The 15385-nt window shown below is 34.2% G+C and carries 16 protein-coding genes and 1 tRNA gene; 3 read left to right on the top strand and 14 right to left on the bottom strand.

Going from position 1 to position 15385, the window contains the following annotated elements:
• Positions 1-4: 4 nt before the first annotated feature.
• The 9 genes from DKM50_04490 to DKM50_04450 form a co-directional block, all read right to left on the bottom strand.
• Positions 5-1294 carry a hypothetical protein gene (locus DKM50_04490; GenBank protein PZM82009.1) on the bottom strand — a complete coding sequence of 430 codons (1290 nt, stop codon included), beginning with the start codon at positions 1292-1294 and terminating at the stop codon, positions 5-7.
• A gap of 305 nt (positions 1295-1599) precedes the next feature.
• Positions 1600-2571 carry a hypothetical protein gene (locus DKM50_04485; protein ID PZM82008.1) on the bottom strand — a complete coding sequence of 324 codons (972 nt, stop codon included), beginning with the start codon at positions 2569-2571 and terminating at the stop codon, positions 1600-1602.
• Positions 2572-2573: 2 nt separating this feature from the next.
• On the bottom strand, positions 2574-3266 hold the full coding sequence (pgeF, locus tag DKM50_04480; GenBank protein PZM82007.1) for a peptidoglycan editing factor PgeF: 693 nt from the start codon (positions 3264-3266) through the stop codon (positions 2574-2576).
• A 12-nt stretch (positions 3267-3278) separates the two neighbouring features.
• Positions 3279-3839: a hypothetical protein gene (locus DKM50_04475; GenBank protein ID PZM82006.1), complete on the bottom strand. Its 561-nt coding sequence runs from the start codon at positions 3837-3839 to the stop codon at positions 3279-3281.
• Between the two features lie 56 nt (positions 3840-3895).
• Positions 3896-4456 carry an LPS export ABC transporter periplasmic protein LptC gene (lptC, locus tag DKM50_04470; GenBank protein PZM82005.1) on the bottom strand — a complete coding sequence of 187 codons (561 nt, stop codon included), beginning with the start codon at positions 4454-4456 and terminating at the stop codon, positions 3896-3898.
• A complete protein-coding gene (locus DKM50_04465; protein PZM82004.1) occupies positions 4422-5147 on the bottom strand; it encodes a hypothetical protein in 726 nt (241 codons plus the stop codon). The genes lptC and DKM50_04465 overlap by 35 nt, the downstream gene beginning before the upstream one ends.
• Positions 5144-6019, bottom strand: coding sequence for a hypothetical protein (locus DKM50_04460; protein PZM82003.1), 876 nt, complete (start codon positions 6017-6019; stop codon positions 5144-5146). Before DKM50_04460 ends, DKM50_04465 begins: the two co-directional genes overlap by 4 nt.
• 169 nt (positions 6020-6188) lie before the next feature.
• Complete coding sequence (locus DKM50_04455; protein PZM82002.1) at positions 6189-7064, bottom strand: glycosyltransferase family 2 protein; 876 nt, start codon at positions 7062-7064, stop codon at positions 6189-6191.
• Between the two features lie 30 nt (positions 7065-7094).
• The gene (locus tag DKM50_04450) at positions 7095-8171 is read right to left on the bottom strand and encodes a hypothetical protein (GenBank protein PZM82001.1); all 1077 of its coding nucleotides are present in this window, start codon (positions 8169-8171) and stop codon (positions 7095-7097) included.
• Positions 8172-8381: 210 nt separating this feature from the next.
• On the opposite strand from DKM50_04450, the gene DKM50_04445 reads away from it, so the two are divergent.
• The 3 genes from DKM50_04445 to DKM50_04435 are packed head-to-tail and all read left to right on the top strand — an operon-like array spanning position 8382 to position 10963.
• Positions 8382-9101, top strand: a complete 720-nt coding sequence (locus tag DKM50_04445) for a glycosyltransferase (GenBank protein ID PZM82000.1) — start codon at positions 8382-8384, stop codon at positions 9099-9101.
• The gene (locus DKM50_04440) at positions 9094-9363 is read left to right on the top strand and encodes a hypothetical protein (protein PZM81999.1); all 270 of its coding nucleotides are present in this window, start codon (positions 9094-9096) and stop codon (positions 9361-9363) included. Before DKM50_04445 ends, DKM50_04440 begins: the two co-directional genes overlap by 8 nt.
• Positions 9350-10963, top strand: coding sequence for a hypothetical protein (locus DKM50_04435; protein ID PZM81998.1), 1614 nt, complete (start codon positions 9350-9352; stop codon positions 10961-10963). The genes DKM50_04440 and DKM50_04435 overlap by 14 nt, the downstream gene beginning before the upstream one ends.
• A gap of 65 nt (positions 10964-11028) precedes the next feature.
• Here the strand turns inward: DKM50_04435 and DKM50_04430 are convergent, their stop codons facing one another.
• The 5 genes from DKM50_04430 to DKM50_04410 all read right to left on the bottom strand — a co-directional run bounded on the left by DKM50_04430 (position 11029) and on the right by DKM50_04410 (position 15360).
• Positions 11029-11259, bottom strand: a complete 231-nt coding sequence (locus tag DKM50_04430; GenBank protein ID PZM81997.1) for an RNA-binding protein — start codon at positions 11257-11259, stop codon at positions 11029-11031.
• A 146-nt stretch (positions 11260-11405) separates the two neighbouring features.
• Positions 11406-13955 carry a glycogen phosphorylase gene (locus DKM50_04425; GenBank protein ID PZM81996.1) on the bottom strand — a complete coding sequence of 850 codons (2550 nt, stop codon included), beginning with the start codon at positions 13953-13955 and terminating at the stop codon, positions 11406-11408.
• 127 nt (positions 13956-14082) lie between these two features.
• Positions 14083-14487 (bottom strand): response regulator, encoded by a 405-nt coding sequence (locus DKM50_04420; protein ID PZM81995.1) that lies wholly within the window; start codon positions 14485-14487, stop codon positions 14083-14085.
• A gap of 16 nt (positions 14488-14503) precedes the next feature.
• A tRNA-Met gene (locus DKM50_04415) sits at positions 14504-14580 on the bottom strand.
• A 48-nt stretch (positions 14581-14628) separates the two neighbouring features.
• Positions 14629-15360, bottom strand: coding sequence for a pseudouridine synthase (locus DKM50_04410; GenBank protein PZM81994.1), 732 nt, complete (start codon positions 15358-15360; stop codon positions 14629-14631).
• Positions 15361-15385: the final 25 nt, after the last annotated feature.

Below are 15385 nucleotides of genomic sequence, written 5' to 3'. Positions count from 1 at the left end.
CTCTTTATGCCTCTGTGCTAATTCGTTTTAAGGTATCAATATTTATTGTCGGAATTAAATATTTTTTTAGATCCACCGTTCTCCGAATAGATTGAACTCCTTTAACATTCCAATTGAGTTGGTTCATTCTATCCCGAAGAATGACAGCATTTGCCATAATAAATTCTCTGACTTTATCATTCTCATTGTTAAACACGTACCATATACTCTTATCTTCAATATCAACCATAATAGTAATTTCCCCTAGTTCTTCTGATTCCACCTTAAGGATAATTCTTGTACGATTAGGATTGATTTTAGCATTTTTATTGCCTTCATCTCTTTTAATAAGTATTTCAAGGGTTCCTGGCATCTGCCCCATGGTATTTGGTATTTGCCAATAGGCATATTTATCCGGCAAGGCAGCATCTTGACGAGACGCTGGCTTTGACAGAATAGCTTGCGCCGTAATATTTTGCATAACTTCATCAAGGCTTTTTCCTAAACCAATGAATGCTTTTGCCAGCTGTTTTGAGTCTCTAGACAGGGCTTCGTTAGGATTATTCATTAATTGCTTTGCTACGCCGAACAACAGCGACTTTAGTGCTCGCATCTCTTCAAGAGAGCCGCCACGTAAAAACTTTTCCATAAAGTTTTCAATACCGGATTCACCGTTCAATAACTTTTTGTATTTATCATCCATTGCAGTAAGTATCTGGGTAAGCTGGGTTAATAATTGAGGAGACAGCAAATTTCTCCCGCCTAGAATAGATGACTTAAAACTCTCCATAGCATTATTGAGAGACAATAACTGTTTCGCAAGTTGAGGATTATTGGCAAGAAACGATTCGAGAGGCTTAATAACTCCTTGTTCATTTTGAAGGCCCTTGCTAAGCGCAACTAACGCAGCCTGTTGTGTCGACGACTGTCCCCCGGTATTTTTTAGAATATTAAATAATGAATTGAAGTTCTCGGAACTTAATTCAAGACCATGCAGAAGCATTTTATTTGCTAGTTGGATATTGTCATTTGTTACCGGCAGTCCAAGTTGAACTAATTGCGCCGAAATATCAGTTTTTGATAACGATCGAGCTATTGTTGGTTTACCAAACTGCTGAGCTTGTTGGGCCTGCTGCGCTATTTGCTGAGTAACAGAGGTTTCTTTTGCAGCTTGTGCAGGTACGGTTACTGCTTGACCTGCTTGCTGAGTTTGTTGAGTCTGCTGCACTTGCTGAACTTGTTTGCTGGATGGCCATATTACAGGAGCCCCTGGATGAATACCGCCCCCGCTTCCTGCATTTATTGAATCAGCCATATGTCTTTACCTTTATCTTTACTTTCTTTTTTTATAGTATTATGTTGAAAATTCAACAACCTATATCCTGTAGGTTATACAGATTATAGGTTATAGCATAAAGCAGGAACAGTTATATCTAAATAATCATGCAATAGGAAATAGGGAATAGGAGAAAAGAAACTGGGGGGGATTAATGTTTCATTCTCTCCTATTCATTATTTCCTATGTTAAATAAATACTTTCAAATATCTGGCGCATGGATAATAAATACAAACAATGTTCCTATTCTCTATTTTACTATTTTAATTGTAAGAGTCAAATTATTAATATCGCTCGAAAATTGCTTTTGATGCTATGAGGCCGTCAGAAGAAGCCGTCACAATCTGTCTAATCATTTTCGATCGTATATCTCCTACCGCATAGAGCTGATCACAAGACGTTCGCATAGTTTCGTCGGTCAGAATAAAACCTTTTTCATCTAATGTCATGAGATGACCGATGAATCCTGTTTTAGGATACATGCCAACACAAACTACAACAGCATCGACTTCAATTCGTTCAAGCTTACCGGAGGACCGTTGAGACAATAACAACCCTGAAATCATTTGGTCTCCATAAATTTCTTCAACATAATATCCTAGTTTTGTCGTATATCGAGTATTATATCGTATATTCTCTTTAAAGGAGGTAATCCCTTTTAAGTCTTCCTGTCGGTATACAATGATAATCTTTTCAGCTATATCTTCAAGGGAAAAAGCTTGTGCAAGTGCATAATTACCGCCGCCCACGATCGCAATAGTTTTATTTCTGAAATATTCTCTGTCAGCCATAGCAAAATATGAAACACCTAACCCAAAATACTTATCTTCACCGGGTATTCCAAGTTTTTTAGGGCTTAATCCTGTTGCTAAAATAGCGTAAGGTGACGAATAGATAGTATTTTTTTCAGTACAAACAAATACATGCTTATCAATAAGCTTAATATCAACGACTTCATCCCATACAATAGTGATTCCTGATTCCTTGATTTGTTTTTCCATCAGTCTTACAAGTTCTTCACCGGAAATGCCGATTCGGACACCAAGGTAATTATGAACAGTCCCGATTGCACTGATTCTTCCGCCGACAAAATCCTTTTCTATGAGAAGGACACTCATGCCATTTTGTGCCGCACCTATAGCAGCGGTCAAACCTCCAGGTCCTGCACCAATAACTATCAGATCAAAAGAGCGTGATATATCCAGCTTTGATTCCGTCTTTGTCTCTGACTCAATGTTATAGTGGTTTCTGTACATAACTAGCCTTTTCTTATTATCATTGAAAACATCCTGTTCGACTCTTTTCGTTTTCGAAATGAATAGAATAAATCATCTCTGCATCCGGTGCATAAATCTAATGAAAATATGTTTTCTTCAGCAATACCCATACTTTTGATGAGTTTAATATTAAAGCTTTGCAGATCTAACATAAAATGGTCGTTTCTTGATGGAGAAATAATTTCCTGATAGAAAGGAAACTCTTTGATTTTCTCTATAATTGGCTGATCTACTTCGTAACAGCATTGATGAATACACGGACCGATATATATATAAATATCAGCTATCGATGATCCGTAAATTTCCTGCATTTTATTTATACAGGTAGGAACGATTCTTTCGATAGTGCCTTTTAATCCTGCATGTGCTGCACAAATAGCCTTTGTCTTCCGGTCATACATCAGCACAGGGACACAGTCGGCTGTCCTGATAAATAAAGCATGGTTTTTTTCGATGGTGATGATTGCATCGGAAGCCTTAAAAAATAGCGGAGATTTATCTGTAGATATGCTGATATTGGAGCCATGAACTTGCTCGGCTTGCACACTAATAGCATTATTTAAAGCAAAATCCTGTATCATGGATTCCGGCAAATGGAATCCCTTCCCAGAAAAGACAATCAAAATATCTTTTTCAGGAGAAAAAGTAAAATATCTATTGCCAGGGGTTGCCATAATATTAATAATTTATTTCACCATTTTTTCCGGAGATAATTTTATTTTAGTTCTACCAATAGTTTTTATCTGATTATCCTTAATGGATATAAGAACTTCATTACCTTTAATAAAATCACTTCCCTGCTTTACCTCTGTATTACCTTGTAAAAGAACTCGCTCATCTTTTGAATAGAATATTGCTTTGTCACTTTGACCAACAATGTCTTTGTATAAGTAATGAACATCTCCTTCAGCATATACAATTTCATGTACGCTATCAACAATCATTTTGTTACAGTTCATAACGATATCCTTATACGTTAGTTTAACAGACTCCCATATTGTTATTTCTTTCTTATCTTGTGTATATTCGGCTTTTTGCCCTATTACTTTGATATCTTTTTGTAATATCTCTATATTACCATCAGCATGAACTTTCTTATCATTTCCGCTAAATATAAAGGTGTTAGCTTCAATAAAAACATTTTCCTTCGAATATGCTGCCGAAATCAAATTAATACACAGAAATACTATAAGAAATAGAATTTTAAGATTTCTCGATTTACTTATATCGCTAAAATAAAGCGCCATACTTTCATACTCCTTTATACAAATAATGAATTACAATGTTAGAACCTCAACAAGTTTCAGTAAGAAAATTGTAACTTAGGTCTGTTTTTTAAGATAAATTTATTCTCATTTATAAAAACTTCAAAGCTATCGGCATCAACGGTCACATTGTTTCTCAAAAGTTTAACATTGCCCCTGCCTTTAATCAAATATTTATCGTAGAACCAAGTCATCTCGTCTACTTTTAGAGAAATATCACCTGATAGTTGTCGTAAAAAACTATTATAAAAAGTTACTTTATTGTTTTTTAAGTCAATCTTGGCTTTCGGTGCATTAAGTAATATGTATGGATTATTCTGGGTGATGATATTAGCTGTCACGTTAATCATGAAGGCAACTTGATTTTTTTTGTAAAATTCGCCCTTTAAGGCTTGAATTTGCCATGTTTTCATTCCACTATTGTTTTCAACTATTATAGGATTCTCGAAAACAAAATCAGGTTTTTCTTCAGTAGTAACACCCAAGTTAAGGACCTGGGGCCTTGTTAGGACCCAAAGTATTAAAAATATAAACACTACAATTATTGTAACGACCATTAATTTTCTAAATATCGTTCTGTTCATTACCACTCTTCTCATTGTTCTGATTACTTTGTTGTTCTTCCGCCTTAAGCCTGCCAACAGTCAGCGTTTCGCCTACGAATCCTAGCCAATTCCCTCGCTTCATATAAGCGTATCCAAGAGCCATGTGTAGCGCGGTACCATCCGGTTCGATTTTTAGACCTTTCTTAAGATAGCCGATAGCTTCGTCGAATTTCTCCTGTTCTCCTCGTATCGCGCCCATATAGCCATATGCCCAAGCACTTACAAAATTCTTATCCCCTAATAAATGAGTGATATCCTTAAACTGCCCAAAAGCCTCTTCCTGAAATACTCGAGCTTCTTCTTTAGAAATATTTTTTTTTCTTCGATCTAACGTAAGTGCATAAACAGAAAATGCATAATAAAAACGGGTTTTCCAATTCTGCGGGTCTGCCTCTATTTTTTCTTTATACACAGGCGTCATTTTTTTTGCATAGTTTGGATCGGCAGCATCTACTTTCTTTAACGCGTCTAACCCTTCTTCAACTTTTCCGATGTACGCACAAGTCATCGCGTAACTGTACCAAAGCTCTGCATTGTTTTGATTCTGCAGGGCATATTTTTTGTTATTATTATACTCGGTTAATAAATCGGGAGGAATCTTCGCAATCGCATGTCCACTGCTAATAATTAATGTTAACAGAAGAAAAACAGTAAATATATTTAAACGTAATGATAGTTTTCTCATGAATATTTAATCACCAACCTTATCGTTTTATAATAAGCTTCTTTCATTTGCAGAATTCTTTCTGGCTCTTGATCATATATTTTTTTTATTGTCGTAATTATAATCCGTGACAACAAATCGGTAATAACTAATATTTTATAGATTGGCAATAGAACCTTACCATAATGCTTCTTGAAAAAGTATAATCCGCCGGTATATCCTTCAATAATTGAAAATTCCGATAAATATCGATTCATACTTCCGCCATAATGGATAATTTTCACGTCAGGGTAAAAAACGATACGATAGTTTCCCTGTTTTATTTTTTTACATATATCAATGTCTTCATTAAAAAACTTGTAATTTTCATCAAATCCGCCAATTTCAGTAAATAATTGCTTCGGGATAACCATTGCCGCTCCAATTACAAAATCAACATAGAGCATACTCTTACTCTTCCAAAACTTTTTCCCAAACAATCCTCCTTGTACCTGTGGAGTTCCATCTTTATTAATTAGTCCAAGCCCGATCATCCCAATATTTTGGTTAGAAAATACACGTATCATCCTATCAAAACTTCCGTCAATAATTTTTGTGTCGTTATTGAGGAATAGCAAATAATCTCCGGCAGCTCTGGCGGCACCTTGATTGTTTGCAGCACTGAATCCTCTATTTTCGTTATTAGAGATTAATACGATATCCTGGTGATCTTCTTGTAAAACTTCTGGAGAGCCATCTGTTGAGGCATTATCGACAACTATTATTTCATATATTATATCATTAACTTTAGACTTTATCGACGAAAGACATTCAAGCAATAACTCTTTATTATTAAAATTAACAATAATAATTGATAAAGTACAATTAATCTTTTGTTTATTAAACATAATCATAGTTAAATAATTATTCGTCTTTCTTGCTTTTTATCCTAGTATTTTCAACTTTCAGTTTGATAATACCATGAAAAGATATGTAGGATAACAGGTGATTTATATATTATTTTTAACGTAGCATGGTAATGGATTAGATACATAGTGAGTGTTATAAGACGAAAAAAAACAATTAAGCAAATCTATTTATAAAAAATATTATAATTGCAATTATTATTGATGCGTATATACAATAAAACAGGAAATCAATGAATACATAAGTTAAAGCCTTTACTATTCCATAATTTTTTTTAAGAAAATAATGCCGGCTTTTCAGCCAGACAATTCCCGAAAAGGGATTTCTCCATAAACGAAAACTTTTTCCTTGATGGTGCGTAAGTTTAGCCTCTGGGTAAAAAAGGATTATTTCGCCAGCTTTTTTTAGCTGATAGCACCAGTCTACCTCATCAAACCAGACAAAATTATGATCATCCATCCTACCGATTTTATCAACAACTGATTTTCTTACGAATAACGCAGCGCCCATTGGTTGCTCAACTTCAGCAGTTTTTAGATAATCAAAATCCCCCATCATATATCCATTTAAATAGGTTCTGGGAAATAGTGTACTTAAAAAAAGCTTATTAAAAAGTTGAAACCTCAGCCGTGGAAATCTTCTGCAGGATGGCTGCAACGAACCATCGGTATTAAACAGCTGAGGGCCTATCATTCCTACATCAGAACGTAATTCCATGAAGCTGTGCATTTTGATAAGAGTATCAGGTTCAAGTTCGGTATCAGGATTCAAAATAAAATTATAAATACCCTTTGCAATAGCGATTCCCTGATTGTTAGCGGCAGCAAATCCTTTATTCATTGTATTCGCGATGAGAATAACACCAGGAAATTCCTGTTTAACCATATCAGATGACCCATCACTTGATGCATTATCGATGACTATAGTCTCTATTACTAATGTATGTTTCGCATTTTCTATAGATACAAGACAATCCTTTAAGAGGTTCTTTACATTCCAGTTAACAATTATAATAGAAATATCTATTGTCATCTAATCCTCCCACATGTATCATCACCTTAGCTATAGTTCTTCGTAAATCATAGCAATTTTTTCCGCATGAGCTTCAATACTAAAAAACTCATGTGCACGTGTAAAGCCGGACTTTCCCATGTGGTCACAAATGTCAGAATTGCCTAACAAATAACTAATTGCCTTGGCTAAACTGATTCCATCTGCCGGATTAATGAGGATTCCAGTTTTTTGATTATCGATAATTTCCGGTATTCCTCCGACATTTGAACCGATTACCGGTTTTCCTGCCGCCATACCTTCAACAACTACGCGTCCGAAAGGCTCTGCAAGTGAAGGTACACACACGATATCTGTTATCTGTAATAATTTCGGAATATCTGCTCGTGCCGGAAGAAATCTAACATTACTTAAATTATTTATAAAACACTCTTTTTCCAGTCTTTTTTTATACCTGGCCTGACCTGGAAGAGAATTTCCTACGATAAGGTAGGTAACATTATTAATCTCTTTCAACAGCTTAATAGCTTCAATAAAGTACAATTGCCCTTTCCTTTTTTCTACAGTTCCTATTACGGTGACGATTTTTTCGTCCTTTCCAATAGACAACTCTTGACGAAGTTGACTTTTATCATCTTCAGAAAGAGTTTTAAATAGCGAAAAATCAACACCATTGTGAATAATTTTTAATTTATCAGCAATTATCTCTTCTTTAAAATAAACTTTCATGCTTTGAGACAGAATTATTATTCTGTCAGAAATTCGTTCGATAATTTTTATCATCACCTTGTTCTGTGAAATATCCTCCCTGATGTGCCATACAAGCTTTTTATTCATCACCCAGGCAAGAATAGCACCGGGAGCTGCGATAATTGTATTGGCATGAACTACTTGAATATTATATTTTTGGATGATCTTTCTAAGGTAATAAAGGGAGAATATAGTGCCGGTAATCTCGTATGCAATGCCCAATTGTTTGAGCAAATCCTCTAATTGACCTTTAGCCGGGATAGAAAACACGGGATTATATCCTCTGTTCCGAAGACACTTCGCTAGCAATGCTAAACTGATAGGCGCTCCTGATAAATTAGAAAAATGTGAAATTAGTAGGATATTTTTGTTCTTCATAATTGTAGTGATATTTTAGCATAACTTATAAAGTTTTCATATTCTAGATAACCATTAGGGTAAAATTCTCAATATATTTATAGTAATGCCATAAGGTACCCTTATTTTCTCCGTAGATTAGGCTGGACATAAAGCATTGTATTAAATATAATGCCTCCGTAAATTACTATATATCGGCTGATTACTGTTTTTCATCGTTAGGTTGTTTAGATGGTAGAAACCAAGTATATATCAGTAATCATTCCAGTGTTTAATGAGCAAGAGAATCTTATTGCAATTAACACTGAGCTTCTTGAGGTACTTAACAAGCTACCCTATTCTTATGAAATTATTTATGTTAATGATGGAAGTACAGATAATAGTATCTCGCTACTCTCAAACATTTCAAAGAATCATAACCGCATAAGAGTAATTAGTTTTAATAGAAATTATGGACAAACAGCTGCTTTATCGGCAGGTTTTGAGGAAGCTGAAGGACAATATATTGTTACTCTTGATGCAGATAGACAGAACTCTCCTAAAGATATTCCCGCACTATTTAAGTATATTCCAAAATACGATATTGTTTGCGGAATACGAAAGCACAGAAAAGATTCTCTAGTAAAAATAATATCCTCAAAAATTGCAAATTCGATCAGGAATATCATCACCAATGAAAATATTACAGATACAGGATGTTCTTTAAAAATAATTAAACAAGAATATGCGAAATCATTTCCATTATTTGAAGGAATGCATAGATTTTTTCCTACATTGGTAAAATTAAAAGGAGGAAAATCTATAGAAGTTGAAGTTAGCCACAATCCGAGAAGGTTCGGCAAATCAAAATATACTACTTTGAACCGAATGTTTATTGCCTTTATTGATTGCCTTGCAGTGAAATGGATGCAAAAAAGAACTATCCGATATAAAGTGATCAATAATGAGTAAGATATTCCTAGTTATTGGCTTATTAGGTCAAACCCTCTTCTGTTGCCGGTTTTTAATCCAATGGATATATTCCGAATTCAAAAAACAGAGCGTCATCCCGCCAATTTTCTGGTATTTAAGCATTAGTGGAAGTCTATTGCTATTAGCGTACTCAATTTTTAAAAAAGATATCGTATTCTTTCTGGGCTATTTTTTCAATACATTTATTTATATGAGAAATATATCACTTATAAAAGCGAAAAGAAGAAATGAAACCGAATAAGATTATTCTTTTTAAAAATATATTTAAAGGGGGACTGTTCTCCTTAGTAGTAATATCTTTTCTTCTCTACAATCTTAATATCATAAGTATTGGAGATGGATCTGAATTCAGAGCTGAAATTGCCCGAGAGATGTTCCAGAAGAATCAATATCTAATTCCTGTTCTTGGAAACGAGATAATACTTACAAAACCGCCAATCTACTATGATTATGTGATGCTATTTTATAAAATTATGGGAAATACAAATTTAGTTACAGGGAGGCTCTCTTCGGTTATAGCCTCGTTACTAATTCTCATTATCACTTTTCTTTACGCCTCATATATATTAAAAATAAAAAATAGATTTCTTGTTTTAGCACTAATATTTTTTACTCCTGTATATTTGCATTTTAGCAGACGAGTGGAACTCGAGATATTTTTAACATTATTAATTCTGTTGTCTTTTGTCTCTTTGCATATAGGCATTATAAAAAACAATCCGTACCTAAAAGCAACAGCTTATTTTTTTTTAGCTCTCGTGTTTTTCACAAAAGGACCATTAATTCTTCTATTTCTAGCTTCCTGGATTATTCTATATCTTATGATTCATGGAAAAAACAAATTCGTTGTAGCAGCAAAAAGAGCCATCAGTTTTCCTGGTTCAATGATTTTTATATTTATTATTTTGTTTTTTTTGTTCTATTATAAAAATTATAGCAATATGTATCTGACTGTCGGGCTAAAGGAAGTTGATCACCGGTTTCCCTTGCTGGACTATTTGCACAATCCATTTACTTTTATTCTTAATTTTTTTGTTAAGAACCCGCTTAACTTTCTATATTATATGTTTCCTTTGTCATTTTTTGTGCCTTTCTTTTCTTTTGTTAAAGAAGAAAGCTATAAAATCATTGCAATTTTATTGTTCGGAATTGTTCTCAGCATTTTTACCTTCAATGAAGTTCTCAGCTATTATTACCTACCTGCAATTCCTTACCTTGGATTATTAAGCGCAAAACTCCTCGAAAAATATCATAAACCTGTAAACATTACAATAATTGGATTAAGCTCTATTATTCTTATTGCAATAATAAGCAGTTTCGTTATTTTAAAAGCAGTCTATAGAACAGATATTCTTATTATCTATGCAATGGGAACAATAATTCTTTTCATTAAAATGCTATTTTCTCGTAACAAGCCGATCATTTTTTCTGCACTTCTTGGATTATTGTTTTTCTGTGTAATTCACTTTTATGAACCCCTCGATATCTCAAATGATTCGGTAAAATATATAAAATCAGTTAATAAGGAAATTGAAGATAATAAGAGTAATTACCCCATATATAATATAGGAGGAAATAAGACTTCCTTTTCTTTTGAGCTCAAAAAGGCAATTCATAAAACATCTCTTGAAAAATTAGAAGAAGTTATAAAAACAAATAAAACAATATATGTGATCATTGATAAAGATAGCGAATATAATTATATTGCGGCATCAAAAAATATTAAAATTAAGTCAATCTCAAAGTTCCATAGTAACCTGGCAGAAAAAGTTTACCCAAAAATACTTTTACTCAAAATTAAGATTCCAGTTCTTTATTTTGCCCTTATCGAATATATTTAATATATTCCCAGAAATAGGACTAACTGATCTTTAAAAACAAAGACAATATCCAGGCTCTCCGACTTTTAGTTTACAATAATTTCTCTACCGTTTAATTCAAACCCATTTAATGCCGAAATTGCTTTCTCAACATCTTCTTCAGGAATTTCAACAAACGCAAACCCTTTAGATCTGCCAGTTTCTCTATCTGTAATAATTTTTGCATCTTTAACTTTTGTATGTTGGCCAAATAATATCATCAAATCATCTTCGGTTGTCTGCCATGACAAGTTTCCGACATATAAACTACCACTCATTTTAATGCCCCCTGTATTTTGTAGAGTTACATTTATATCGTATAAAATAATGGTAAATTTCACAAATTATATTTTATAATTTGGCATTTATCAACAAAAAAACGCAGGCACCCCTGCGTTTCTTGATAAAATCAAATTAAAGACTATTAAATTGATACTGGAAGTAATCCCCAAATATCCTTATTATATTCCAGTATTGTTCGATCACTGGAAAACTTTCCTACTCTTGCAATGTTAAGAAGTGCTTTCTTGCCCCATGCTATTCTATTTTTGTACAATTCTGCGACTTCATCCTGTGCTGCTTTATATGCTGATAAATCTTCCAATACATAATAGAAATCTCCACCATGCATCAAATTATTAGCCAGTCGCTGCAACACGGTTCTCTCAGATGCATCACGAGCTAGTATTCCTTGAAACAGTTGATCAATTATCTTCTTTACTTCCGGTTTTTCTTTAAAAATATTCCAGGGATTATAAGTACCAGCTTCTTGTAACTTTTTCACTTCTTCAGACCTCATACCGAAAATAAACAAATTTTCTTCACCAATTTCTTCAGCCATTTCTACATTAGCACCATCCATTGTTCCAATAGTCAGGGAACCGTTCAATGCGAACTTCATGTTTCCGGTTCCAGAAGCTTCAAACCCTGCTGTCGAGATTTGCTCACTGAGATCAGCTGCAGGAATAAGTTTTTCTGCAAGAGATACATTATAGTTCTCTAAAAAAACCACTTTTATTAATCCTCTAAGTTCTGGAGCATTGTTGGTTCTGCGGGCTAAAATATTTATAAACTTTATAATATCTTTTGCCATTTGATACCCAGGAGCAGCTTTAGCTGCAAAAATAAAGGTACGAGGTACAAACACTTTGTCCGGGTTTTCTTTTATTTCATTATGTAACATCATAATATGTAACGCATTCATGAGTTGGCGTTTGTATTCGTGAAGTCTCTTGGCGTGCACATCGAATATTGAATCAGGATTAATTTCTATCCTTTCAACAATTTCACCATTAGCATCTTTCACAGGATTATATTCAAAAATATAGCTTGTTAGAGCTTCTTTGTTCTTAGCTTTGACATCCATTAGTTGATTAATAAATACTTCGTCATCAATATAACTCTCTAGTTTTTTAAGTTCAGAAAGATCTGAAATCCATCCAAAACCAATTTTTGAGGTTATTAATTCAGATAACAAAGGATTTGACTTCAAAAGCCACCGGCGAGGAGTCACTCCATTCGTCTTATTATTGAATTTTTCAGGATACATAATATAGAAGTTACGTAACGCCCTATCTTTTAGTATTTGCGTATGTAAGGCAGCAACACCATTAACAGAATGACTTCCAACAATAGCTAAGTGAGCCATTCTTACACTTCCATTTTCAATAATTGACATTTTTCTTACGATATCTTCTCGAACTTCATAGGTTTCGTCTTTATATTTATCTCTTACTTCGTCACAAAATTTTTCATTGATTTCTTCTAAAATATCAAAATGAAGAGGAAGCAGTTCTTTAATCATGTGGACAGGCCATTCTTCTAGTGCTTCTGGCAAAACCGTATGATTAGTATAAGCAATTGTATTTGTAGTTATTTCCCAGGCTTCATCCCATTCAAACTTCTTTTCGATAACTAATATCCTCATTAATTCAGGTATAACCAGCGCCGGATGCGTATCATTGATTTGAATAGCAATTTTTTGAGGAAAATCCCCATAATATTTATGAGTTTTTTCAAATTTCCTGATGATATCTTGTAAGCTTGCCGATACCAATGCGTATTCTTGTTTAAGTCGTAAACGCTTGCCTTCATAATGATTATCATTAGGATAAAGTACCGCGGTGATACTAAGGTCGTTTGGATTGATGAACTCAAAAGCATCCGGATAATTCCCTTGATTAAATGATTCAATATCAAATCTTGTATAATCCGGAAAAACATGCCAGAGTCGCAGAGTATTTACATTCCCGCTAAATCCTACAACCGGAACATCGAACGGAAGCGCACAGACTGACTCACAGCCTTCCATCTCAATAATTTCTTCGTCATTCTGATTGGTTTTTTTTATGAGTCGACCACCAAACTGTACTTTTACTGCATCCCTCTCATTTATGATAGCCCAAGGATTCCCATACTTTAACCATTCATCAGGATTCTCAACCTGATAACCATTTAGGATTGTTTGCTTAAAAATTCCATATTGATAATAGAGACCATACCCATGACCAGGAAGCTTCAATGAGGCTAGTGAATCTAAGAAACAAGCTGCTAATCTTCCTAAACCTCCATTGCCAAGCCCCGCTTCCATTTCAACATCTTCTATTTCGTTGAGATTGTATCCAAGCGATTCGATAACTTCTTTAACTTCTTTTTGTGCACCTAGATTAATTAGATTATTGCTAAGTGCTCTTCCCATTAAATACTCTTGAGAAAAATAGAATAATTGCTTAACATCTTTTTCGATATATGCATCATTAGTTTCTATCCATTTTTCCATAATTCGCTCACGAAGAGCCAATGATAAAGCCGTGTATATTTCTTGTTTAGACGCATTATTCAACGAGGTTCCACTTAGTCCAAGACCCATGGTGTATTTTAGATGATATTCTATTTTTTCTCTTAAAACGTTTACAGCTTGCTCCACCTTTATTGTTGCGTTTACTGGATCTGATGGTACTCCTAGACCAATCATAATAGCCTCCTCATGAAAATTAAATATTTTTTTCGAAATATATTTTATTAATTGCCGAACATAAAATCTCTGTATAATAATTACCCTCTATCTTTACATTTAACATATAAGCATGGGAAATTCAGATTTAGTTTAATTTTTTAATTAAGGAACCGGTGGAAAGGTAATCCGCTACGATAGCTTTCAACTCATCTACATTTAATGGTTTTTGAAGAATTTCATTTAACCCATTAGCAAACCCTTGGTTTCTGGATTCTTCGTCACTATAGGCTGTATAGCCAATTATTGGTGTCATTCTGCATTGCTTGATTTCCCTGATTTTTTTTGCTGCTTCCCAGCCGCCAATGTTTGGCATAGAAAAATCAATAATTATTAGATCCGGGCTAATTTGTTCTGCTTTCTTTATCGCTTCTTCGCCGTCTACGGCAATAAAAACCTCATATCCTTCTTTTTTAAATACAAATGCTAAACTTTGGCGAAGAGTCGTCTCATCATCCGCAATTAGTATCTTATATTGAGTTTGAGGTTTCATTTTTCCCCCTATTTAATGGTAGCGGCGAGTGGAATCGAACCACTGACACCACGGGTATGAGCCGTGTGCTCTAACCATCTGAGCTACGCCGCCACTTGATATAATGACTATATCACGGAATCCTCAGCAACGTCAACCAAATCAACTCTTTTTAGCTAAAGAACGAAGCATTTTTATTTCATTAAGCGAAAGTTCTTTCACCTTGCCGGGAGTCATGTTTTCCAGCATTAATGTTCCAAAAGTTAAGCGCTTTAATGCGGTAATATTTAATCCTAGGGATTCACTCATTCTTCTTACTTGTCGATTACGTCCTTCATAAATGGTAAGCAAAAAAATAGTTTTATCTGATTGTATTAATTCTACTTCAACTTGAGCCGGCAAGGTCATTCCGTCCTCAAGCATTATGCCTGAACCTAATTTTTCAACAGCTTTTTTTGTGATTTTGGAATCAATCGTTACCCGGTATGTTTTAGATATTTTTTTTGAAGGATGCATCAAATTATTAGCTAGTTCACCATCATTTGTAAAAAACAATAAACCGCTCGTATTCCGATCTAGCCTACCGACAGGATAGACTCTTACTGGAAGATTATTTGGAAGCAGTTCATAGACGGTTTTTCTCTGTTTTGGATCTGAAGCAGTAGTTATATAGTCTTTCGGTTTGTACATTTTGAAATACATTTTTTTTTGTTGCTGCGGAATTGGCGCTTTTTTATAAAGGACCTTGTCTTTCTCTGTGTCGATTTTTATTCCTAACTCTCTTATGACGGTTCCATTAAGTGTTATTAGTCCTTCTTCGATGAACTTTTCACATGCTCTCCGTGACCCGATTCCAGCGTTTGCTAAGTATTTTTGTAACCGTTCTACTACCATAAATTCTCTTCCGATAATCTTTAAT

Source organism: Candidatus Margulisiibacteriota bacterium (genome assembly GCA_003242895.1).
Taxonomy (GTDB): domain Bacteria; phylum Margulisbacteria; class Riflemargulisbacteria; order GWF2-39-127; family GWF2-39-127; genus GWF2-39-127.
The sequence above is the reverse complement of the archived record's forward strand: the minus strand, read 5'-3'. Positions and strand labels throughout refer to the sequence as shown.

Excerpts from the sequence above, each read along its gene's own strand:
- DKM50_04490 (PZM82009.1), bottom strand. The coding sequence starts at position 1,294 with ATGGCTGATTCAATAAATGCAGGAAGCGGGGGCGGTATTCATCCAGGG.
- DKM50_04485 (PZM82008.1), bottom strand. The coding sequence starts at position 2,571 with ATGTACAGAAACCACTATAACATTGAGTCAGAGACAAAGACGGAATCA.
- pgeF (PZM82007.1), bottom strand. The coding sequence starts at position 3,266 with ATGGCAACCCCTGGCAATAGATATTTTACTTTTTCTCCTGAAAAAGAT.
- DKM50_04475 (PZM82006.1), bottom strand. The coding sequence starts at position 3,839 with ATGGCGCTTTATTTTAGCGATATAAGTAAATCGAGAAATCTTAAAATT.
- lptC (PZM82005.1), bottom strand. The coding sequence starts at position 4,456 with ATGAGAAGAGTGGTAATGAACAGAACGATATTTAGAAAATTAATGGTC.
- DKM50_04465 (PZM82004.1), bottom strand. The coding sequence starts at position 5,147 with ATGAGAAAACTATCATTACGTTTAAATATATTTACTGTTTTTCTTCTG.
- DKM50_04460 (PZM82003.1), bottom strand. The coding sequence starts at position 6,019 with ATGATTATGTTTAATAAACAAAAGATTAATTGTACTTTATCAATTATT.
- DKM50_04455 (PZM82002.1), bottom strand. The coding sequence starts at position 7,064 with ATGACAATAGATATTTCTATTATAATTGTTAACTGGAATGTAAAGAAC.
- DKM50_04450 (PZM82001.1), bottom strand. The coding sequence starts at position 8,171 with ATGAAGAACAAAAATATCCTACTAATTTCACATTTTTCTAATTTATCA.
- DKM50_04445 (PZM82000.1), top strand. The coding sequence starts at position 8,382 with ATGGTAGAAACCAAGTATATATCAGTAATCATTCCAGTGTTTAATGAG.
- DKM50_04440 (PZM81999.1), top strand. The coding sequence starts at position 9,094 with ATGAGTAAGATATTCCTAGTTATTGGCTTATTAGGTCAAACCCTCTTC.
- DKM50_04435 (PZM81998.1), top strand. The coding sequence starts at position 9,350 with ATGAAACCGAATAAGATTATTCTTTTTAAAAATATATTTAAAGGGGGA.
- DKM50_04430 (PZM81997.1), bottom strand. The coding sequence starts at position 11,259 with ATGAGTGGTAGTTTATATGTCGGAAACTTGTCATGGCAGACAACCGAA.
- DKM50_04425 (PZM81996.1), bottom strand. The coding sequence starts at position 13,955 with ATGATTGGTCTAGGAGTACCATCAGATCCAGTAAACGCAACAATAAAG.
- DKM50_04420 (PZM81995.1), bottom strand. The coding sequence starts at position 14,487 with ATGAAACCTCAAACTCAATATAAGATACTAATTGCGGATGATGAGACG.
- DKM50_04410 (PZM81994.1), bottom strand. The coding sequence starts at position 15,360 with ATGGTAGTAGAACGGTTACAAAAATACTTAGCAAACGCTGGAATCGGG.